The 20094-nt window shown below is 57.6% G+C and carries 26 protein-coding genes; 14 read left to right on the top strand and 12 right to left on the bottom strand.

Annotated elements, in window-relative coordinates; translation table 11 throughout:
- Positions 1 to 114 precede the first annotated feature (114 nt).
- The 6 genes from NL64_RS18425 to NL64_RS18400 all read left to right on the top strand — a co-directional run bounded on the left by NL64_RS18425 (position 115) and on the right by NL64_RS18400 (position 5530).
- Positions 115 to 1608, top strand: a complete 1494-nt coding sequence (locus tag NL64_RS18425; RefSeq protein WP_034149497.1) for an acetyl-CoA hydrolase/transferase family protein — start codon at positions 115 to 117, stop codon at positions 1606 to 1608.
- Positions 1609 to 1927: 319 nt separating this feature from the next.
- Positions 1928 to 2143, top strand: coding sequence for a DUF1127 domain-containing protein (locus tag NL64_RS18420; protein ID WP_007947887.1), 216 nt, complete (start codon positions 1928 to 1930; stop codon positions 2141 to 2143).
- 337 nt (positions 2144 to 2480) lie between these two features.
- A complete protein-coding gene (locus NL64_RS18415) occupies positions 2481 to 2798 on the top strand; it encodes a DUF2388 domain-containing protein (protein ID WP_034149496.1) in 318 nt (105 codons plus the stop codon).
- A 107-nt stretch (positions 2799 to 2905) separates the two neighbouring features.
- Positions 2906 to 3223 carry a DUF2388 domain-containing protein gene (locus NL64_RS18410; protein ID WP_034149495.1) on the top strand — a complete coding sequence of 106 codons (318 nt, stop codon included), beginning with the start codon at positions 2906 to 2908 and terminating at the stop codon, positions 3221 to 3223.
- 28 nt (positions 3224 to 3251) lie between these two features.
- On the top strand, positions 3252 to 3572 hold the full coding sequence (locus NL64_RS18405) for a DUF2388 domain-containing protein (RefSeq protein WP_034149494.1): 321 nt from the start codon (positions 3252 to 3254) through the stop codon (positions 3570 to 3572).
- Positions 3569 to 5530: a DUF7844 domain-containing protein gene (locus tag NL64_RS18400; protein ID WP_034149493.1), complete on the top strand. Its 1962-nt coding sequence runs from the start codon at positions 3569 to 3571 to the stop codon at positions 5528 to 5530. The genes NL64_RS18405 and NL64_RS18400 overlap by 4 nt, the downstream gene beginning before the upstream one ends.
- A 93-nt stretch (positions 5531 to 5623) precedes the next feature.
- Here the strand turns inward: NL64_RS18400 and NL64_RS18395 are convergent, their stop codons facing one another.
- From NL64_RS18395 to trpB, 3 genes are all read right to left on the bottom strand, one after another.
- A complete protein-coding gene (locus NL64_RS18395) occupies positions 5624 to 6067 on the bottom strand; it encodes an anti-virulence regulator CigR family protein (protein ID WP_034149492.1) in 444 nt (147 codons plus the stop codon).
- A 119-nt stretch (positions 6068 to 6186) separates the two neighbouring features.
- Complete coding sequence (gene trpA, locus NL64_RS18390; protein ID WP_034149491.1) at positions 6187 to 6999, bottom strand: tryptophan synthase subunit alpha; 813 nt, start codon at positions 6997 to 6999, stop codon at positions 6187 to 6189.
- Positions 6999 to 8219: a tryptophan synthase subunit beta gene (trpB, locus tag NL64_RS18385; protein WP_034149490.1), complete on the bottom strand. Its 1221-nt coding sequence runs from the start codon at positions 8217 to 8219 to the stop codon at positions 6999 to 7001. The genes trpA and trpB overlap by 1 nt, the downstream gene beginning before the upstream one ends.
- A gap of 112 nt (positions 8220 to 8331) precedes the next feature.
- Between trpB and NL64_RS18380 the strand changes: the two genes are divergently transcribed.
- Positions 8332 to 9225, top strand: coding sequence for a LysR family transcriptional regulator (locus NL64_RS18380; protein ID WP_034149489.1), 894 nt, complete (start codon positions 8332 to 8334; stop codon positions 9223 to 9225).
- On the opposite strand, the gene NL64_RS18375 is transcribed toward NL64_RS18380, so the two are convergent.
- On the bottom strand, positions 9222 to 9548 hold the full coding sequence (locus NL64_RS18375) for a DUF883 family protein (protein WP_034149488.1): 327 nt from the start codon (positions 9546 to 9548) through the stop codon (positions 9222 to 9224). The two genes, NL64_RS18380 and NL64_RS18375, sit on opposite strands and share 4 nt — an antisense overlap.
- 156 nt (positions 9549 to 9704) lie before the next feature.
- Here NL64_RS18375 and NL64_RS18370 point away from each other — a divergent pair, with 156 nt between their 5' ends.
- A complete protein-coding gene (locus tag NL64_RS18370) occupies positions 9705 to 9920 on the top strand; it encodes a dodecin (protein WP_008027736.1) in 216 nt (71 codons plus the stop codon).
- A gap of 125 nt (positions 9921 to 10045) precedes the next feature.
- Positions 10046 to 10267, top strand: coding sequence for a DUF1161 domain-containing protein (locus NL64_RS18365; protein WP_034149487.1), 222 nt, complete (start codon positions 10046 to 10048; stop codon positions 10265 to 10267).
- Positions 10268 to 10333: 66 nt separating this feature from the next.
- Here NL64_RS18365 and NL64_RS18360 read toward each other — a convergent pair whose 3' ends face one another.
- Entirely contained in the window at positions 10334 to 11335 is a 1002-nt protein-coding gene (locus NL64_RS18360; protein ID WP_034149486.1) for an LLM class flavin-dependent oxidoreductase, read from the bottom strand.
- Between the two features lie 239 nt (positions 11336 to 11574).
- Here NL64_RS18360 and NL64_RS18355 point away from each other — a divergent pair, with 239 nt between their 5' ends.
- Positions 11575 to 12006, top strand: coding sequence for an OsmC family protein (locus tag NL64_RS18355; RefSeq protein WP_034149485.1), 432 nt, complete (start codon positions 11575 to 11577; stop codon positions 12004 to 12006).
- A gap of 169 nt (positions 12007 to 12175) precedes the next feature.
- Positions 12176 to 12409 carry a DUF1161 domain-containing protein gene (locus NL64_RS18350; protein WP_034149484.1) on the top strand — a complete coding sequence of 78 codons (234 nt, stop codon included), beginning with the start codon at positions 12176 to 12178 and terminating at the stop codon, positions 12407 to 12409.
- Positions 12410 to 12415: 6 nt separating this feature from the next.
- On the opposite strand, the gene NL64_RS18345 is transcribed toward NL64_RS18350, so the two are convergent.
- On the bottom strand, positions 12416 to 12835 hold the full coding sequence (locus NL64_RS18345) for a lipoprotein (RefSeq protein ID WP_034149483.1): 420 nt from the start codon (positions 12833 to 12835) through the stop codon (positions 12416 to 12418).
- Between the two features lie 40 nt (positions 12836 to 12875).
- Entirely contained in the window at positions 12876 to 13298 is a 423-nt protein-coding gene (locus NL64_RS18340) for a hypothetical protein (protein WP_034149482.1), read from the bottom strand.
- A gap of 59 nt (positions 13299 to 13357) precedes the next feature.
- Here NL64_RS18340 and NL64_RS18335 point away from each other — a divergent pair, with 59 nt between their 5' ends.
- Positions 13358 to 14449, top strand: coding sequence for an aminopeptidase (locus NL64_RS18335; RefSeq protein ID WP_034149481.1), 1092 nt, complete (start codon positions 13358 to 13360; stop codon positions 14447 to 14449).
- A 110-nt stretch (positions 14450 to 14559) separates the two neighbouring features.
- Here the strand turns inward: NL64_RS18335 and NL64_RS18330 are convergent, their stop codons facing one another.
- Positions 14560 to 15210: an HAD family hydrolase gene (locus tag NL64_RS18330; RefSeq protein WP_034149480.1), complete on the bottom strand. Its 651-nt coding sequence runs from the start codon at positions 15208 to 15210 to the stop codon at positions 14560 to 14562.
- Positions 15211 to 15238: 28 nt separating this feature from the next.
- A complete protein-coding gene (locus tag NL64_RS18325) occupies positions 15239 to 15784 on the bottom strand; it encodes a gamma carbonic anhydrase family protein (RefSeq protein WP_034149479.1) in 546 nt (181 codons plus the stop codon).
- Between the two features lie 62 nt (positions 15785 to 15846).
- On the opposite strand from NL64_RS18325, the gene prlC reads away from it, so the two are divergent.
- Together prlC and NL64_RS18315 are read left to right on the top strand one after the other, a co-directional pair.
- Entirely contained in the window at positions 15847 to 17925 is a 2079-nt protein-coding gene (prlC, locus tag NL64_RS18320; protein WP_172668684.1) for an oligopeptidase A, read from the top strand.
- Positions 17922 to 18209 carry a YheV family putative zinc ribbon protein gene (locus NL64_RS18315; protein ID WP_034149478.1) on the top strand — a complete coding sequence of 96 codons (288 nt, stop codon included), beginning with the start codon at positions 17922 to 17924 and terminating at the stop codon, positions 18207 to 18209. The genes prlC and NL64_RS18315 overlap by 4 nt, the downstream gene beginning before the upstream one ends.
- Positions 18210 to 18254: 45 nt before the next feature.
- On the opposite strand, the gene NL64_RS18310 is transcribed toward NL64_RS18315, so the two are convergent.
- The 3 genes from NL64_RS18310 to NL64_RS18300 all read right to left on the bottom strand — a co-directional run bounded on the left by NL64_RS18310 (position 18255) and on the right by NL64_RS18300 (position 19981).
- Positions 18255 to 18899 (bottom strand): tyrosine-protein phosphatase, encoded by a 645-nt coding sequence (locus tag NL64_RS18310; protein ID WP_034149477.1) that lies wholly within the window; start codon positions 18897 to 18899, stop codon positions 18255 to 18257.
- 157 nt (positions 18900 to 19056) lie between these two features.
- A complete protein-coding gene (locus NL64_RS29165) occupies positions 19057 to 19644 on the bottom strand; it encodes a hypothetical protein (RefSeq protein ID WP_052321264.1) in 588 nt (195 codons plus the stop codon).
- Between the two features lie 49 nt (positions 19645 to 19693).
- Entirely contained in the window at positions 19694 to 19981 is a 288-nt protein-coding gene (locus tag NL64_RS18300) for a hypothetical protein (RefSeq protein ID WP_034149476.1), read from the bottom strand.
- Positions 19982 to 20094 lie beyond the last annotated feature (113 nt).

Genomic DNA, 20094 nt, shown 5'->3' with positions numbered 1-20094 from the left:
TTTGCTTTAAAGGCCCGGAATAGACGCCTCTATTGCGACCTTGGTAGCGGGACAGAAGTCGGCGCAATTCACTAGACTGCACGTCCTGCTACCTGTTACCCGAGATAACAATTCATGTACCGTGACCGTATTCGCCTGCCTTCGTTGTTGGACAAAGTGATGAGCGCTGCCGACGCTGCCGCTCTGATTGAGGACGGCATGACCGTCGGCATGAGCGGCTTCACCCGCGCCGGCGAAGCCAAGGCCGTCCCTCAGGCGCTGGCCGAACGTGCCAAGGTCACGCCGCTGAAGATCAGCCTGATGACCGGCGCAAGCCTGGGCAACGACCTCGACAAGCAGCTGACCGAAGCGGGCGTGCTGTCGCGACGCATGCCGTTCCAGGTGGACAGCACCCTGCGCAAGGCGATCAATGCCGGCGAAGTCATGTTCATCGACCAACACTTGTCGGAAACGGTAGAGCAGTTGCGCAACCAGCAACTGAAACTGCCAGACATTGCCGTGATTGAAGCCGTAGCAATTACCGAGCAAGGGCATATCGTGCCGACCACGTCCGTGGGCAACTCGGCCAGTTTCGCGATTTTCGCCAAGCACGTGATCGTCGAGATCAACATGGCGCACAACCCGAATCTCGAAGGCCTGCACGACATCTATATCCCGACTTACCGCCCGACCCGCACGCCGATTCCGCTGGTCAAGGTCGACGATCGCATTGGCAGCACCGCCATCCCGATTCCACCGGAAAAAATCGTCGCCATCGTAGTCACCAACCAGGCTGACTCGCCCTCCACCGTGCTGGCACCGGACGCCGAGACCCAAGCCATTGCCGACCACCTGATCGACTTCTTCAAACAGGAAGTGGCGGCCGGGCGCATGACCAACAAGCTAGGCCCATTGCAAGCCGGCATCGGCACCATCGCCAACTCGGTGATGTGTGGCCTGATCGACTCGCCGTTCGAAGATCTGACGATGTACTCCGAGGTGTTGCAGGACTCGACCTTCGACCTGATCGACGCAGGCAAACTGAGCTTTGCCTCGGGCAGTTCGATCACCTTGTCGAGCCGGCGCAATGCCGACGTGTTCGGCAATCTTGAGCGCTACAAGGACAAACTGGTCCTGCGCCCGCAGGAGATTTCCAACCACCCTGAAGTCGTGCGTCGCCTCGGTATCATCGGCATCAACACGGCGCTGGAGTTCGACATCTACGGCAATGTCAATTCAACTCACGTCTGCGGAACGCGGATGATGAATGGCATCGGCGGCTCGGGCGACTTCGCGCGCAACGCGCACCTCTCCGTTTTCGTGACCAAGTCGATCGCCAAGGGTGGCGCGATCTCCAGCGTGGTGCCGATGGTCAGCCATGTTGACCACACCGAACATGACGTCGACATTCTCGTGACCGAAGTGGGCCTGGCAGACTTGCGTGGTCTCGCACCCCGGGAGCGTGCCCGGGTCATTATCGATAAGTGTGTACACCCGGATTACCGCCAAGCGCTGAATGACTACTTCACAGCCGCGTGTGCCATCGGCGGTCACACACCACACATCCTGCGTGATGCCCTCAGTTGGCACATCAACCTGGAAGAAACCGGGCGAATGCTGAAGAAGTAATTGGTACAGATAGCAGCTGACGTAAACACAGTTTCGTCAGCTTGCTGCTGCCAAGCGAAATCTCACCAAAAACTGTACTGCTGTACCGGTCATTTCCTACCGAAATCTCCTACACCTTCATCTCAAATCGGCAAAATTGCACCTTAATGGAGCAGATAGGTACAGTTGCCTCAATTTAGACCAGTACACCCCCTATAAACAGTTAACTGAGCCCTCACAATACAGATGAACTGTATCTACAGAGACTAGGCAAACAAGAGGATCATGGGCACCAGTTAAACCACTACCTAATCCCGCCACAAGCGGAAGGATGAAAACCATGGAACGTACACTCAGTTCCGATCTGTTCTTCGAAGACACCGCTGCAAAAACCCAGGCTTCCATGCCTCTGCGCGTTATCGCCAACCTGATGCTGTGGCAGCGCCGCATCTCCAGCCGCCATCAACTGGCTCGCCTGGATTCGCGTCTGCTGGCTGACGCCGGGATTAGCGAAGCACAACGCTACGAAGAGCTGAGCAAGCCGTTCTGGCGCTAAGTTAGCGTCGCTGGCCCTGACCTGAAGGGTCCACCGCCAGCAACCCGAATTGAACAAACAAAACCCGTCGTGGGAAACCACGACGGGTTTTGTCGTTATAAAGGCCAGAATAAACACAAGCAGTACAGTTTTATTAAGTTAATATTTTACCTGAACAGTTTTGCCGCCAGATTTCTCCTGACTGAAACCAGCGAAATCGTTTTTCACTGTCAGGGCTGTCGAAGTGTCGCGCACAGGCCTACTATCAATTCAGAACGTGGCGCGCCCAAAGTGTCTGGCGCCTGACTCTCCAGACACTACGCCACTTTTCAATCGATTCACTCAAAGGAGTTACACCATGTCCCGTCTTCGTCTGCTCAGCGCCGCAGCCCTGCTTGCCGTGGCTGCCAATTCCCACGCCACCAGTTTCATCGTGACCACCGATGCGGTCGTTGGAGCACTCAAATCCAGTTCCGACGCCACTTCGGATGTCACCTCCTCATTTCATGATGACAAAATTGTGCTCGCGGCTCGTGATGACGCTGCCAGCTTCGTCGCCAGCGAAGGCTCCATCCGCGGCGTGAAACTAGAAAGCGCACTGGACCACATTCGCCATCAGGCGCCCCAGCTGAATGCAACCGACGCACAACTGGCCCAGGCCATCCTGACCATCTAAGCGACGGCTCCGAAGCGGGACACGTCAAAGGTGTCCCCATATTTCGGCGCTGGCTCTAGACCGGGCCTTACGCTAGCCTTGGGACTCACATTCAACTGTCGAGTCCCATGGGTTTTCTTACACGCCTGCTCACCACTTCGATTGTTCTTGCGGCCAGCTACTCCGGTTTCGTCCAGGCTTTCGACGCCTTTAACCTGTCCACGCAAGGCACCGTCGCCAGCGGTTACGCCACAAGCATGGTGACCTCTGCACCCTTCGACCATAAACTGCTCCTCGCCGCCCGGGATGACGCTGCAGCGTTCATCGCCACTGACGGCCAACTGAGAGGCGCACGACTGGAATCGGCACTGAATTATCTACGCCGGACCCAGCCAAAACTTCATGCCAGCGACCTTGAACTGGCACAGGCAATTCTCGTCCAATAGTTATCCCAAGTTTCTCCGGAGTCGTTCCATGCGTAACCCGCTGATTGCCGCCACCCTTGGCCTGCTTTTGTTGGCCGATGTGGCCCAGGCCCATACCCTGGTCGCCACCAGTAACATCCTCATTCGCGCCACCCAGCGCACACTGGATTTCACTTCCGATACCACCACGTCGATCCGCGATTCGAAAATCGTCCGCGAAGCTCAGGACGATGCGGCCAGTTTTGTGGCCAGCGATGGCGACATTCGTGGCGCGCATCTGGAATCGGCTTTTAATCTGCTGCGCACCCGAGTGCCGGAAGCTCGCGATGCCAGTGATCAGGATCTCGCCGAAGCCATCCTCGCACTGTGAGGTCTCCATCTGCCTGGCTATTGGCCGGGGCGTTGTTGCTGCTTGGCAATAGCGCCCACGCCGGCCTTGAACTACATCTCAAAACCGAAGGCCTGAGCCCCGCTCAACAACAGGCCAGCCAGGCGCTGCTCGATGAAGCCATGCAGGCGTTACCGCCGCGCTTCGTCGAGCAACTCGACCGGCGCATCGACGTCGGTTGGACCGACAACATGCCGAGCAACGCCTACGGCCAGGCGTCGCTGGTGTCCGAACTCGATCTGAATCGCAACCTGCTGGCCAGCCTCACGGACGGCAGCGCTGCGACCCGGAAAACCTATCGCCCCCACGGCACTGTGCGCCGGGAAATGCTGGCGACGGTGCTGCACGAACTGACCCACATTTATGATCGTTCGCGCCTGTGGCCGGATGCCGAGCGCAGGCTGATTCAACGTTGCACACAGCGCAATGCCAGCTCTGGACTGATCGGTATTCCTGACGAATGCCGCAGCCAGTCTGACCGACGCTTTACCCTCAGCGACGATCCGCGTCTGCTCGACCTTGCCGGCTGGCAGCAATACGTGGGCCGTCGTGGCGAGCGCGAACAGCACAACCGCCAGATCGCCCGCAGCCCGGACATTTACGAGACGAGCAGCCCGAAGGAATTCGTCGCGGTCAACATGGAGTATTTCCTCCTCGACCCAAGTTACGCCTGCCGCCGCCCGGCGCTGTACCGTTATTACAAGGAACACTTTGGCTGGGCGCCCGCCGCCAAGGACTCTTGCGGCAAAACCTTCGCGTTCCTCAATGCCGGCAATGACTTTGCCAAAACGCCACTAGGCCAGGTCGATCCGGAACGGGTTTACGCCGTCGACTATCTACTGGCCGAGGCCAACCAGAATTGGGTCAGCCGCTGGGGTCACAGCATGTTGCGGCTGGTGATCTGCGCGCCGGGCCGACCACGCGGACCGGATTGTCGGCTGGATCTCGATCAGCATTTGGTGCTGTCCTACCGCGCCTTCGTTGGCGACGTACAGTTGTCGAGTTGGGATGGCTTGGTGGGAAAATACCCGTCACGCCTGTTCGTGTTGCCACTGGCGCAGGTGATCGACGAATACACCAAGACCGAGCTGCGCAGCCTCGCCTCGGTGCCGCTGAACCTGTCACGCGACGAGATCGAAAACGTCGTGGAACGTGCCGCCGAGATGCACTGGAGTTACGACGGCAACTACTTCTTCCTGTCGAACAACTGCGCGGTGGAAGAGCTGAAGTTGCTGCGTAGCGGAACCAACAATTCCAAGCTGGTTGCGCTCGACAACATCATGCCCAATGGTTTGCTGGAAGTACTGAAGGGGCGGGGGCTGGCGGATACCAGCGTGCTGAATGATCCTCGTGAAGCACTGCGCCTGGGCTATCGCTTTGACTCTTTCCGTGACCGCTATCAAGCGATGTTCGAAGTATTGAGAAAGCGCCTGCCGATCAAGCAGGAAAAGGTCGAAGACTGGTTGTCCCTGACCGCAGCCGAACGCCGCCCATGGTTCGATCAGGCAGATTTGCGCGCCAGCGCGGCATTGCTCCTGCTGGAACAGGCGAGCTTTCGCCAGCAGATGCTCTTGGCTCAGGATGAGGTGAAGCAGCGTTATCTGGGGGCCCGCGAGTTGAAAAACGGCGGGATGGACAAAGCCAACGCGACACTCAGGCAAATTCTCGATAACAGCGGCTTTCTCAGTCGCCCGGCGGAATTGCTCGGCAGCGGCGGGTATGGCTTGCCGCAACCGGCTGAATGGCAACGTCTGGAATCGGAAAGCAGCCTGCGGCAGAAACAGCTTCAGGCATTGACCGGGGATCTGGACAAGGAAGTGAGAGCGCTGCTCGAACCGAGCCGTGCGGCTGAAATGGCGGCCAACGAGGCCAACGTGAAACAGATTGGCGAACATCTGCGCAAGTTACACAAGGCAGCGGGTGGGTTGGAGTTGCCTTGAGGTTATAAAAGCAAAGATCGCAGCCTTCGGCAGCGCCTACATGAAAGTACGTTCCCTGTAGGAGCTGCCGAAGGTTGCGATCTTTTTTACGCGCTACAGACCCCCCTGCAATACCTCATAAACAATCCCTGTTCCCACCGCAATTAACACAACATCCGCGCCCGCGCGGCGCCATTCGTAACCCGGGTAATACGGCAGACGCCCCAACGCCCGGTTATCCAGGCGTTCGCCGTAATAGCCATGAGGCAAAGGCTGGCCACGCACCAGATGGACACCCGGAGGTGGCGGCGCACCACGGACGAAATAGTCGTGGTTGTCGTGAATAGTCTGGCGCACCGGGCCGAAGTCTCGGGGCGGTGGCCCGCCACGGCGATTGTCCTGCCCGCCACGGTGATCATCGCCGTGGTTATCGTAATGGCCCTGCTGCGGGCCGCCGTGGTCGTGATCGTCGCGTTGGTCGGCGCTGGCGTGCAGCAACGGGGTCGCACTGAGCATCAGCACACCGAGGCTGGCAATCAGACGTTTCGGCATTTTCATTGAGTCTTTCCTCACTACACACAACAAAAAGGGCTTCAGAACGTAGTCCTGAAACCCTCGGTCTTGCTGATTAGTCTGTGTCGGAAGGCTCTAATTCCTCTGTATCAGGAACTTTACCTTTAGCTGACGCGGGCCTTACGCACGCCTTCGGACAACGCCGAGCATAGGCTCAGCACACCATCGATGGCCTGATCCGGCGTGGTGGCATTGGCGATGTGATCGATCAGCGCCGAACCCACCACCACGCCGTCGGCCAGACGCGCAATGGCGGCTGCTTGCTCTGGTGTACGGATGCCGAAACCGATGCTGATCGGCAGATCGGTATGACGACGCAGACGCGCAACCGCCTCTTCGACGTGCTCCAGAGTGGCCGCGCCCGCACCCGTCACACCGGCCACCGACACGTAATACACAAACCCGGAGCTGCCGTTCAAAACGGTTGGCAGGCGCACGTCATCGGTGGTCGGGGTGGTCAGGCGGATGAAGTCCAGACCGGCAGCCTGGGCCGGGTCGCACAGCTCGCCGTTATGCTCTGGCGGCAGGTCAACCACAATCAGTCCGTCAACACCCGCCTCTTTGGCTTCGGCAATGAAGCGCGGCACGCCGTACTTGTGGATCGGGTTGAAGTAGCCCATCAGTACCAGCGGTGTTTCGTTGTTGTCCTTGCGGAACTCGCGAACCATTTGGAGGGTTTTCGCCAGGTTCTGCTTGGCCTCCAAGGCACGAATGTTGGCCAGTTGGATCGCCGGGCCGTCCGCCATCGGATCGGTGAAGGGCATGCCCAATTCGATCACGTCGGCACCCGCCGCCGGCAAGCCTTTGAGGATTGCCAGCGAGGTGTCATAACCCGGATCGCCAGCAGTGACGAAGGTCACCAGGGCGGCGCGGTTCTGTTCCTTGAGTTCGGCAAAACGTGTTTGCAGGCGGCTCATCAGTGTTTCTCCTGCTTAGATTGTTCCATGTGGTGCATCACGGTTTGCATGTCTTTGTCGCCACGGCCGGACAGGTTGACCACCATCAGGTGATCTTTCGGCAGGGTCGGCGCGCGTTTGAATACTTCGGCCAGGGCATGGGCGCTTTCCAGTGCAGGAATGATCCCTTCCAGTCGGCAGCATTGGTGGAACGCCGCGAGGGCTTCGTCATCGGTCACCGAGGTGTACTGAACGCGGCCGATGTCATGCAACCAGGCGTGTTCCGGGCCGATGCCCGGGTAGTCCAGACCAGCGGAAATCGAATGGGCGTCGATGATCTGGCCATCGTCGTCCTGCAACAGGAAAGTACGGTTGCCGTGAAGCACACCAGGTACGCCGCCGTTCAGGCTGGCCGCGTGCTTGCCGGTTTCGATGCCGTAGCCGGCCGCTTCAACGCCGATGATCTCGACGCTCTTGTCGTCGAGGAATGGATGAAACAGGCCCATGGCGTTGGAGCCGCCGCCGATGCACGCCACCAGGCTGTCCGGCAGGCGGCCTTCCTGGGCTTGCAGCTGGTCACGGGTTTCCTTGCCGATCACGGCCTGGAAGTCGCGAACCATCGCCGGATAAGGGTGCGGGCCGGCCACGGTGCCGATCAGGTAGAAGGTGCTGTCGACGTTGGTCACCCAGTCGCGCAGGGCTTCGTTCATCGCATCTTTCAAAGTGCCGGTGCCAGCCACGACCGGGATCACTTCGGCGCCCAGCAACTTCATGCGGAACACGTTGGCCTGCTGACGTTCGATGTCAGTGGTGCCCATGTAGATCACGCAGTCCAGACCGAAACGCGCTGCAACGGTGGCGGTTGCCACGCCGTGCATGCCGGCGCCGGTCTCGGCAATGATGCGCTTCTTGCCCATGCGCCGCGCCAGCAGGATCTGGCCGATGCAGTTGTTGATCTTGTGCGCGCCGGTGTGGTTCAGCTCTTCACGCTTGAGGTAAATCTTGGCGCCGCCACAGAACTCGGTCAGACGCTCAGCGAAATACAGCGGGCTCGGACGTCCGACGTAGTCACGCTGGAAGTAGGCCAGTTCTTCCTTAAATGCAGGATCTTCCTTGGCCGTCTCGTATTCACGGGCCAGATCGAGGATCAACGGCATCAGGGTTTCGGCGACATAACGGCCGCCGAACGCGCCAAACAGGCCGTTGGCGTCAGGGCCGTTACGCAGATTAGTCTGGGTCATTTGGCGCTCCAGTTGAGTGCGTGAAGTGATAATGGAGTCCACTCTACCCCTGACGCCCCGGACTGAAAACCGATAAGATCGCTGTAACCTGTCAGGAAAACTCACAGATATCATGAGCCACGACCTCCCACCGCTGAACGCCCTCCGTGCCTTTGAAGCCACGGCTCGCTTGAACAGCGTCAGTCAGGCTGCCGAACAGCTGCACGTTACTCACGGTGCGGTCAGCCGGCAATTGAAGGTGCTTGAGGAGCATCTTGGCGTGAGCCTGTTCGTCAAAGAGGGTCGCGGCCTGAAACTCACAGATGCCGGTATACGCTTGCGCGATGCCAGCGCTGAAGCCTTCGAGCGCTTGCGTACGGTCTGCGCAGAACTCACACAAAGCACCGCCGATGCGCCATTCGTCCTCGGCTGCTCGGGCAGTCTGCTGGCACGCTGGTTCATTCCGCGCCTGGGGCGGCTGAATGCCGATTTGCCTGATCTGCGCCTGCATCTATCGGCGGGCGAAGGCGATCTCGATCCGCGCCGTCCAGGTCTGGATGCCTTGCTGGTATTCGCCGAGCCACCGTGGCCGGCGGACATGCAGGTGTTCGAATTGGCGAGCGAGCGTATCGGCCCGGTGATGAGTCCACGATTCGCCGGCTATGAAAGATTAAAAGCCGCACCCGCCGGGGCCCTTTTGAATGAGTCGGTGCTGCACACCACCTCCCGTCCGCAAGCCTGGCCTGTTTGGGCACAGCAAAGCGGCCTAAATGCCGGGGCGCTGAAGTTCGGTCAAGGTTTCGAACATTTGTATTATTTGCTGGAAGCGGCCGTGGCCGGGCTGGGCGTGGCGATTGCCCCGGAGCCGCTGGTGATCGAGGACTTGAAGGCGGGTCGCCTGGTTGCGCCGTGGGGCTTCAGTGAAACCCCGGCGCAACTGGCGTTATGGCTACCCAAGCGCGCCGCAGACGGGCGCGCACGGCAACTGGCGCATTGGCTTAAAAACGAGCTGCGCCAGACGGATTAATCACCGCGTTTGCACAGTAAATAGGCTGCCAGCAAACCCAACGCCCCCACGGCGACACCCGCTGTAGTCCAAGGGTGCTCCTGGGCGTAGTCCCGCGTGGCAATCCCGGTTTCACGGGTTTTGACCTTGACCTCTTCATAGGCATCGCTGAGCAGATGACGCGAATGTTTCAACGCGTTCTCGGCATTGCCTTTCAACACCTTGAGGGTTTTACGCGACTCGTCCGAGGCGTCGTCCTTCAGGTTTTCCAAGGATTTGAGCAGACTCTCGATTTCCGCTTCCATGCTTTGCAATGAGGCTTTACGTAACGAGCTGTTGGCCATGGTGGCTCTCCTGCATTGTTGATGAGTGGCGTGTGTTGGTTGGGACTTCAGGGGTTCGAGAAAGTGCAGAAAATGTGAACTTCCATGTCGGACCGACCGACAGAAGTAAGAAGGAAAATCACTGCTAGTCTGTATTTCACACCCTAGGAGAAAGCCATGACTGACCACCACACCTACAAGAAAGTCGAATTGGTTGGCTCGTCCACCAGCAGTATCGAAGACGCGATCAACAACGCGCTGGCCGAAGCCAGCAAAAGTCTAAAGTACATGGAATGGTTTGAAGTGACCGAAACCCGCGGGCACATCAAGGACGGCAAGGCTGCGCATTTCCAGGTGACGCTCAAGGTAGGGTTCCGGATTGCCAGCAGCTGAGTTCAAGATCATCTTCTGAACTTGCGCGCTGGCCGAGTGCCATAGGGAATGGCAAAGCGCTACCTGAGTGCATCCGGTCGATTGCTGGATGCCCACCCTATTGATCCGACCAGAGAATGCGACCGATGAAGAAGTTTATTTTGGCGGTAGGTTTGTTGAGCCTTGCGGGCGCCGCCTTAGCGGATGGCAAATCGTGTGAAGAGCTGAAAGCCGAGATCGCAGCGAAGCTTGATGCCAAGGGCGTTGCAGGCTATTCGCTGGAAATTGTCGACAAAGGCACCGCTGCCGGCGGGAAAGTCGTCGGCACCTGTGAGAAGGGCTCCAAGGAAATCGTCTACAAGCGCTAGGCTGATTCCAGTTTTCATAAAAAAGCCGACACCCGTTGTCGGCTTTTTATGGGTCAGGTTTCGACGTCAGCCTTTCATGACCTGCGCCAGCAACTCGTAGGAATGCACACGATCCGAATGTTCGTACAGGTCGCAAGTAAAAATCAGCTCATCAGCCTGGGTCTGTTCGATCAGCACTTCCAGTCGGGCGCGGATTTTCTGCGGGCTGCCGATCATCGCCAAACCAAGGAAATCACTGACAGCTTCCTTCTCATGGGGCAGCCATAGTCCGTCCATGGTTTTCACCGGTGGGCGTTGCACCAGACTCTGTCCTCGCATCAAGGCGAGAATTCGCTGGAATACCGAGGTCGCCAGATAGTCGGCCTGTTCGTCAGTATCGGCCGCCACCAGCGGTACGCCGAGCATGACGTAAGGCTTGTCCAGCACGGCTGAAGGCTTGAAGTGATTGCGGTAGACGCGAATCGCCTCATGCATGAAGCGTGGTGCGAAATGTGATGCAAAGGCGTAGGGCAAACCACGCTCACCGGCCAATTGCGCACTGAACAGGCTTGAGCCCAGCAGCCAGATTGGAACATTGGTCCCTGTACCCGGCATCGCAATAACGCGCTGATCTGGAGTGCGCGGGCCTAGATAACGCACGAGTTCCGCCACATCTTCCGGGAAATCATCGGCGCTGCCGGAGCGTTCACGACGCAGCGCACGGGCGGTCATCTGGTCGGAACCGGGCGCACGTCCCAGGCCCAGGTCGATGCGCCCGGGATAAAGGCTTTCAAGGGTGCCGAACTGCTCGGCGATCACCAGGGGCGCGTGGTTAGGCAACATCACCCCGCCAGAACCGACACGAATGGTCGACGTGCCGCCAGCCAGGTAGCCGAGCAGCACTGAAGTCGCGGAACTGGCAATGCCATCCATGTTGTGGTGTTCAGCGACCCAAAAGCGGTTGTAGCCGAATTTCTCGACATGCTGCGCCAGGTCCAGCGAGTTGCGCAGCGACTGGGCCGGGCTGCCGTTTTCCCGCACAGGGACAAGATCGAGGGTCGAAAACTTGATATCGGACAGTCGTTTCATAAACCTGCTTCTCCAATTGAGGGCGCAGGTTTTTCTCGCGAACGAAAACCTGCCGAATCTAAAAGCGTGTTTCATGCAATGAGGGCATATACCCGAGTTTCAATAGCACAGGGAAAATTCCTACGAAATTACCGGACCGATCAGATCAGGTGAACTTTGCGCCACCGTCTATCCTCAGAACCCTAGCAAGCGAAAACCACACAGGCGCGGTACTCGCGCCGGATTTTGAGGAGACAGGCATGGCTATCATCAAGAAAGCATCGGCTCATTGGGAAGGTGACCTGAAAACCGGCATCGGCTCGATTTCCACGGAAACCGGCGTACTCAGAGAAGCACCCTACGGCTTCAAGGCGCGTTTCGAAGGCGGCAAAGGCACCAATCCGGAAGAGCTGATCGGCGCGGCCCATGCCGGTTGTTTTTCCATGGCGTTTTCCATGATTCTCGGCGATGCCGGCCTTAAAGCTGACAGCATCGATACCAATGCCGAAGTGACCCTCGACCAGGTCGAAGGGGGTTTTGCGATCACGGCGGTGAAATTGATTCTCAAGGCAAAAATCCCCGGCGCCAGCCAGGCGCAATTCGAGGAGCTGAGCAACAAGGCCAAAGAAGGCTGCCCGGTTTCCAAGGTGCTGAATGCGAAAATCAGCCTGGACGCAACGTTGGTGAGTTAAGTTCGCATTGAGACGAAAAGATCGCAGCCTTCGGCAGCTCCTACCAGGAGCTGCCGAAGGCTGCGATCTTTTTTGATATACGACAGATTTGCCCAATCAATTTGTGGTCGAATAAATGACAGCAGCCGAAATGCAGAATCCTGCACGCTGCCTCAAGGGAGCTTCAACCATGAAACGTTTTGCCTTGGCGGTTATCTGTTGCGCACTGGCCACTTCGGCCCTGGCGGCACCGAAACCCTGTGAAGAACTCAAGGCCGAAATCGAAGCGAAGATCCAGGCGCGCGGGGTCACGTCCTACACCCTGGAAATCGTCACTAATGACGAAGTGCACGATCAGAATATGGTCGTGGGCTCTTGCGAAAACGGCACCAAGAAAATCATTTACCAGAAGAACGACCGCTGATGGGCCTTACGGCACACAGTTGATCTGGCTTTCTTCGGCAACGATTTGACGTTTGGCGTTGTAAAGGCGCGCTTCGGGGGTGAACGCCATGGAACGGGCTTGCAGCAGATAACGCTGACCGGCTTCGAAATGATCGTACTTGATGATCATGTAGCACAGCCGTTCAGTAGTCCCGCCGAACAAGTCCGAGCCCCCGCCCGGCACTTCAAAATCGAAGCGCACGGTCAGTTCGTGTCTACCCGGAGTCACCTGGAAATAACGCCCGTCGCGCAATCGCTGGTTATCCAGCCTCTCGGCCATCAACATTTTGTCATTGGGGAAGGGTGTCGAAAAGTCGACCCAGGCCATCTGCGGATTGACCGCCGGCAATGGACTCGCACAGCCAGTCACCACGCTTGCAGCGAGCAACAGCATCAACTTGCGCATGATGAATGTCCTGACTATTGAACATTCAGGATAGCGCCAATCAGGTGCGTTGACAGCCCGCCGGGGTTCCTTGGCCAATTACTTTTCGCTGCTGGTTGTAAAGCTTGGCCCAAGGGCGAAAGCCGATATTGCCTGCTTGAAGTTGATAGCGCTCACCGGCGTTGAAGTCACTGAATTTCACATTCATCTGGCAATCACGCCATAGCGGTTCGGCATCAGGGCCAATGTTGGTGGGCTGGACCGGGAATTGGTAGCGAACCGTCAGTTCATGACTGCCCGGCTGAACCTCGAAATAGCGCTTATCGGTGGCAGCCTTATTATCCACCTCCAAGGCTTGCAGGGCCGAGTTTTCCTGCTTCGAATCCAGATCGATCCAGGCTTGCGACGGATCATGGTGGGGGATTCCGAAACCAGCACAACCGGCCAGCATCAGCAGGCCTCCCGTCAGCATCAACTTGCGCATAGCGGAGCTCCAGTCAAGCGGGATAGTCTTGCGAGCAGACTCCCCAGGAATTTTTTATTTTGATCAGGCCGCGTCCAAGCCTTGGGTTACTTGATCGCGTTTTGCGCGTTTTGTTTCCGGGTGTGTTGTTTTTGTTGCTCAACGGTTGTTCCAGCGTCAGCTATTACAGTCAGCTGGCCAGTGGTCAGCTGCAATTGCTGCGGGCTCGGGAGCCGGTATCCAGCGTTATCGCCGACCCTCAACGCGATCAAAAGCTGCGAGCGCACCTGGCCCAATCGCAAAAAGCCCGGACATTCGCCAGCCAACAACTGCACCTGCCGGACAATCAAAGCTACCGCTTGTACGCCGACATCGGCCGGCCTTTCGTCGTCTGGAACGTGTTCGTCACGCCGGAATTTTCCCTGAAGCCACAGAACCATTGCTTCCCCATCGCCGGTTGCGTGGCCTATCGCGGTTATTACAGCCAGAGCGCGGCCCGCGGTGAGGCGGCGCTGCAGCGTCTGCAAGGCATGGACGTGTCGATCGGCGGTGTCGAGGCGTATTCGACGCTGGGCTGGTTCAATGACCCGATCATGAATTCGATGATGGGTTGGGGCGATGAGCGGCTGGCCACGCTGATCTTTCACGAACTGGCGCACCAGCGTGTGTATGTGAAGGACGACACCGAGTTCAACGAGTCATTCGCCACCTTCGTTGAGCAGGAAGGCACCCGTCAGTGGCGTGCGTTCCGCAGCTTGCCTCCGGACAACGGTGCCGAAGCGCAACGACGGGATCAGTTCATTCAGCTGGTTCTCGACAGCCGAACCCGCCTTGAAAAACTCTACGCCCAGCCATTGCCGGCTGAGCAAATGCGTCAACGCAAAGCTGCTGAGTTCGAGCGATTGCGCGGTGAATACCGACTGTTGCGCGACAGCCAATGGGCGGGGGACAAACGTTATGACGCTTGGATCAATGCGCCGATGAACAATGCGCGGTTGCTGCCGTTTGGGCTGTACGACCAGTGGGTGCCGGCGTTTGCGGCGCTGTTCCAGAAGGAGGGTCGCGATTGGGTGAAGTTTTATGCGGCTGCGCAGAAGCTGGGGGTATTGCCCGTAGATGAGCGCAAGGTGGCGCTAAAAGTGTTGTCAGAATCAAAGAACATCAGTGGCTGATAGGTCCTCATCGCGGGCAAGCCCGCTCCCACAGGAGTTGGGTATTTATCCAAAAAGGTCTGGCTGACACGGACTCTGTGGGAGCGGGCTTGCCCGCGATGGCGTACTGATCAGCCCTGCAAAAACGCCTGATGCATCTCATCCAGCGTTTCAAAGTGATACGCCGGCGCTTCAGCGCTCAACTCTTCCCGGCTGCCAAAACCGTAGCCGACTGCCGCCGCATCGAGCCCATTGCTGCGCGCACCGATCAGATCGTGCTTGCGGTCGCCGATCATCAGGGTGTTGGTCGGATCCAGTCCTTCCTCGGCGATCAAATGAGCGATCAGTTCGACTTTATTGGTCCGGGTGCCGTCGAGTTCGCTTCCGTAAATCACTTTGAAGTGCTTGGCAAAGTCGAAATGACGGGCGATCTCCCGAGCGAAGACCCAGGGCTTGGAAGTCGCGATGTACAGCTGTCGCCCTTGTCCGCCAAGTGTTTCCAATAGCGGTGTAACGCCGTCGAATACGCGGTTTTCGTACAACCCGGTGACTTTGAAGCGTTCGCGATAGAAATTCACCGCCTCCCAGGCCTTCGGCTCGTCGAAGTCGTAGAACTGCATGAATGCCTGCAACAACGGTGGACCGATGAAATGCTCGAGTTTGGTCAGGTCGGGCTCATCGATGCCCAGTTTGCTCAAGGCAAACTGAATCGAACGCGTAATGCCTTCGCGCGGGTCGGTCAGGGTGCCATCAAGGTCGAACAAAACGGTTTGGTAATGCATGAAAAATCCTGGGCAATAGTGGGACGCTTCAGATCTGGTCGTAGCCTTCGGCCAAATGCAGATCCTTGAGCTTCACGTAGTTCGCCGCGCTGTAGGTGAAGAAGGCTTGTTCCTTGTCCGTCAGCGGCCGAATCTGTTTCACCGGGCTGCCCACATAAAGAAAGCCGCTTTCCAGGCGTTTACCGGGAGGCACCAGACTACCGGCACCGATAATCACGTCATCCGCCACCACGGCGCCGTCCATGACGATACTGCCCATGCCGATCAGCACCCGGCTGCCCACGGAACAGCCGTGCAGCATGACTTTGTGGGCGATGGTCACGTCATCGCCGATCAGCAACGGGAAACCCTCGGGGTTGAACGGACCGGCATGGGTGATGTGCAAAACACAGCCATCCTGCACGCTGGTGCGCGCACCAATGCGGATACGGTGCATGTCGCCGCGGATCACCGTCAGCGGCCACACTGAGCTGTCTTCGCCGATCTCGACGTCACCGATCACCACCGCCGAACGGTCGACAAAAGCGCCTTTGCCGAGCAGCGGCGTGTGGTTCTGATACTTGCGAAGGTTCACGATAGGGTTTCTCTCTGTTGCTGATAGCTGCGGTGAGCGTCGATTGTAATTAAGATGGCCGCATGTTTCTTCCAGCCAAGGTGCCAACCGTGAGCGTGAACAACCCTCTTTTGCAGTCCTACGACCTGCCGCCGTTCTCCGCGATCCGTGCCGAGCATGTGCAACCGGCCATTGAACAGATCCTGACTGACAACCGCGCCGCCATTATCGAGATCCTCAAGACCCAGGGCAAACAGCCGACGTGGGCCGGTCTGGTGTTGGCGATGGACGAACTCAACGACCGCCTCGGCGCTGCCTGGAGTCCGGTCAGCCATTTGAACGCCGTATGCAACAGCGCTCAACTGCGTGAAGCCTACGAGTCGTGCCTGCCAGCCTTGAGCGCCTATTCCACCGAAATGGGCCAGAACCGCGAACTGTTCCAGGCCTTCGAAGCGCTGGCCAACAGCCCGGAAGCCGCCGGTTTCGACGTGGCGCAAAAAACTATCCTGGAACACTCCCTGCGTGACTTCCGTCTGTCGGGTATCGACCTGCCGGAAGCCGAGCAAAAGCGCTACGCCGAAGTGCAGAGCAAACTGTCCGAGCTCGGCAGCCGCTTCTCCAATCAATTGCTCGACGCCACTCAAGCCTGGACCAAGCACATTACCGATGAAGCAGCCCTCGCCGGCCTGACCGATTCGGCCAAGGCACAAATGGCCGCCGCTGCGCAGGCAAAAGACCTCGAAGGCTGGCTGATCACTCTGGAATTCCCGAGCTACTACGCGGTGATGACCTACGCCCACGACCGCGCCCTGCGCGAAGAAGTCTACGCCGCCTACTGCACCCGTGCGTCGGACCATGGCCCGAATGCCGGTCAGAACGATAACGGCCCGGTCATGGAAGAAATCCTCGACCTGCGTCAGGAGCTGGCAAAACTACTGGGCTTCGCCAGTTTCTCGGAGCTGAGCCTGGCCACAAAAATGGCCGAATCCAGTGATCAGGTGCTGAGTTTCCTGCGCGATCTGGCCAAGCGCAGCAAGCCGTTCGCAGCCCAGGATCTGCAACAGCTCAAGGCTTACGCCGCCGAACAAGGCTGCCCGGACCTGCAAAGCTGGGACAGCGGTTTCTATGGCGAGAAACTTCGCGAGCAGCGTTACAGCGTTGCCCAGGAAGCCCTTCGCGCCTACTTCCCTATCGATAAAGTGCTGAGCGGCCTGTTTGCCATCGTGCAACGCCTGTACGGCATCGAGATCACCGAGCAGAAAGGTTTCGACACCTGGCACCCGGATGTCCGCCTGTTCGAGATCAAGGAAAACGGTCAGCACGTCGGACGCTTCTTCTTCGACCTTTATGCCCGCGCCAACAAGCGTGGCGGTGCCTGGATGGACGGCGCTCGCGACCGTCGCCGCACCGCCGATGGCGTGCTGCAAAGCCCGGTGGCCAACCTGGTCTGCAACTTCACCCCGGCCGACAGCGGCAAGCCTGCGCTGCTGACCCACGATGAAGTCACCACGTTGTTCCACGAGTTCGGTCATGGCCTGCATCACCTGCTGACCCGCGTCGAACATGCTGGCGTATCCGGTATCAACGGCGTGGCCTGGGATGCGGTCGAGCTGCCGAGTCAGTTCATGGAAAACTGGTGCTGGGAGCCGGAAGGCCTGGCGCTGATTTCCGGTCACTATGAAACCGGCGAGCCTCTGCCTCAGGACCTGCTGGGCAAAATGCTCGCGGCGAAAAACTTCCAGTCCGGCCTGATGATGGTCCGCCAACTGGAGTTCTCGCTGTTCGACTTCGAACTGCACGCCACCCACGGCGACGGTCGCCGTGTGCTGCAGGTGCTTGAAGGTGTGCGTGACGAGGTTTCGGTCATGCGTCCACCGGCCTACAACCGTTTCCCTAACAGCTTCGCCCACATCTTCGCCGGCGGTTACGCGGCGGGTTACTACAGCTACAAGTGGGCAGAAGTATTGTCGGCGGACGCCTTCTCGAAATTCGAAGAAGAAGGCGTGCTCAATGCCGACACCGGTCGCGCGTTCCGCGAAGCGATCCTGGCACGCGGCGGTTCCCAGGAGCCAATGGTGCTGTTCGTCGACTTCCGTGGCCGCGAGCCGTCGATTGACGCACTCTTGCGCCACAGCGGCCTGAGTGAGGACGCAGCAGCATGAGTGAGGGTCCCGTGATTACCAAACGACGCTTTATTGCCGGCGCGGTCTGCCCGGCATGCAGCGAGCCGGACAAGTTGATGATGTGGAGCGAAGACGACGTGCCGCACCGCGAGTGTGTGGCCTGCGGTTATTCCGACACATTGAATGAACAAGGTCTGTCAGTGCCCAAGGAATTGGGCACCCGGGTCAACACTGCCGCACTGAAGGTGCCAGACGCCAAGGTTCAGGCCGTGCAGTTTTTCCCCAACCCGAAGCTGAAGAAAAAGCCTGACGAGCAGCACTGAGTAGCGAAAATTGCCTCCCACCGCGCAATGCGGTGGGAGGCTTTGCTAATCCACATGCGCCGATTTGAACCAATTCTTCATTGAACACGCCGCGAACGGGCTCGTGCTGCAATCGCCGTTAGCCAATGCAGTACGCAGCTTGTCGATGTCAGCCTGCATCATGTAACGGACACCGTCCCGGAAATGCGTGCTGTCACCAAAGCCACCCTCAGTCATTTCACTCAGCGCATCTTCCTTGCTCCAACCCTGCACAATCACCCGGTACATCGCCGCGATCAGACCCGTGCGGTCGGACCCGTGTTTGCAATGCATCAGCACCGGGCCGTTGGCTTCGGCGGATTGAATGGCACGCAGGGCTTTGAGTATGTCGGCGTCATCCACATGGTTGGTGCGATAGGGCAGTTGCACCAGAGCGATTCCGGGTATCGACAGCCAGCTTGAGTCTGATTCCGGCAGAAAGCTGATCACGGTGCCGACCTTGAGTTTTTCCAGTAGCGATACTGCTCCACTGTCAGGCAGTGCACTGCGATATAGCGTCGGCGTCATTTGAAACAGGTTGTATTGCACCTCGACCGGTTGCGCCCACTCTGCCGGACGGGACGGCGCAGTGTCGTCGGCAAAGGCAGGTGTCAGGGTGATCAATGCGACCAGCGACAGGCACATCGTAGTGATAAAGCGCGGTAGGGACATGCTCGGTTGACCATTGGGGAAGGAGTTGGATGTTGGCGCCAGCTTCAGCCCTGAACGGTCAAAGGCCTGTCAGGCAGGCGTGAATGAAATGTGAAACGCTGCCGGGCTCACGGGACAGAATCGTCAGGGAACCCGGCAGACTTCAGGCGACGCGGGCTTACAATTTCAGCTTGAAGAAGGCTTTGACCAGGTCTACCAGACCGGGCGTTTCTTCGAAATTGTAGGTATAAGAATAATTTTTACTGACTGAAAAACTCGCCCCTTCATCAAAAGATTCAGCGTTAAAGGAAGAGTCAAGTTCTGGCTCCTCACTATCCGCCAGATCAAGCACTTCAATTCCAACCACGTGTCTCAAAGGCCCGACAGGTTGAACAGGTTTTGCAGGATCAAATACCTCTACAAGATCGAGGTAATTTCGAGAAAGAAAAACTCCATACTCCGGGTTTATGACTGACTGACGGTAAAATGCAAAGCCCAGCTCAGTGATTGCACTGATATCTTTTTCATCAATGCTTCCGTCCGGAATGACATTTATGTCCGACCACGGGTCGAAATCGAGCCTGTACTCTTCGGCACCACCGGTGTTTATGCGCAAGACCATGACTGTAACTTTGTCAAAGCGATCAGACCATTTCAGATCATCCGCATCTTCAGTTTGTGCTCTTACCAATTTAATAATTATTTTATTACTTTCATTGGTTTCTACTCGCTGAAGATAAACGCCTTTTCTACGGGGCTCCCACATGATAATTATCCCTGGCTACCATCCCTGCTGCGTTTAACCGGAAAATCCGTTATGGATTGACGATACTCGCATAGGCCTTGGCCAGCGCCAGCATTCTGGCCTTGTCTTCATTATCGATGTCGCCATCACCATCTACATCTTTCGCCTTGCTAATACTGAAAGTTTTTCCACCATCGTAAGACGACGCAATGTAGATACTGGAGTCCAACAACTTGTCACCTTCATCCTGACCTGACTCTTTCAGAGCGAATTGCATCGAAACCAATACTTCATTGGGATCAACTACGGTAGGGCCAAGCTTTTGAAGAAAGATGCCACGACGATTAAAATACGACATTGTAAAATCCTTTTCATTGATATTCGCGATTATGTTAACTACGAGAAAACAATACCTATATTCCTAACATGTAAACCAGCCCTTATATGTTTCTGTTAATTGCCTGTTGAACA

The organism is Pseudomonas fluorescens (assembly GCF_000802965.1).
In the GTDB taxonomy this organism is placed as follows: Bacteria; Pseudomonadota; Gammaproteobacteria; order Pseudomonadales; family Pseudomonadaceae; genus Aquipseudomonas; species Aquipseudomonas fluorescens_A.
This window is presented reverse-complemented; position numbering and strand designations above follow the sequence as displayed.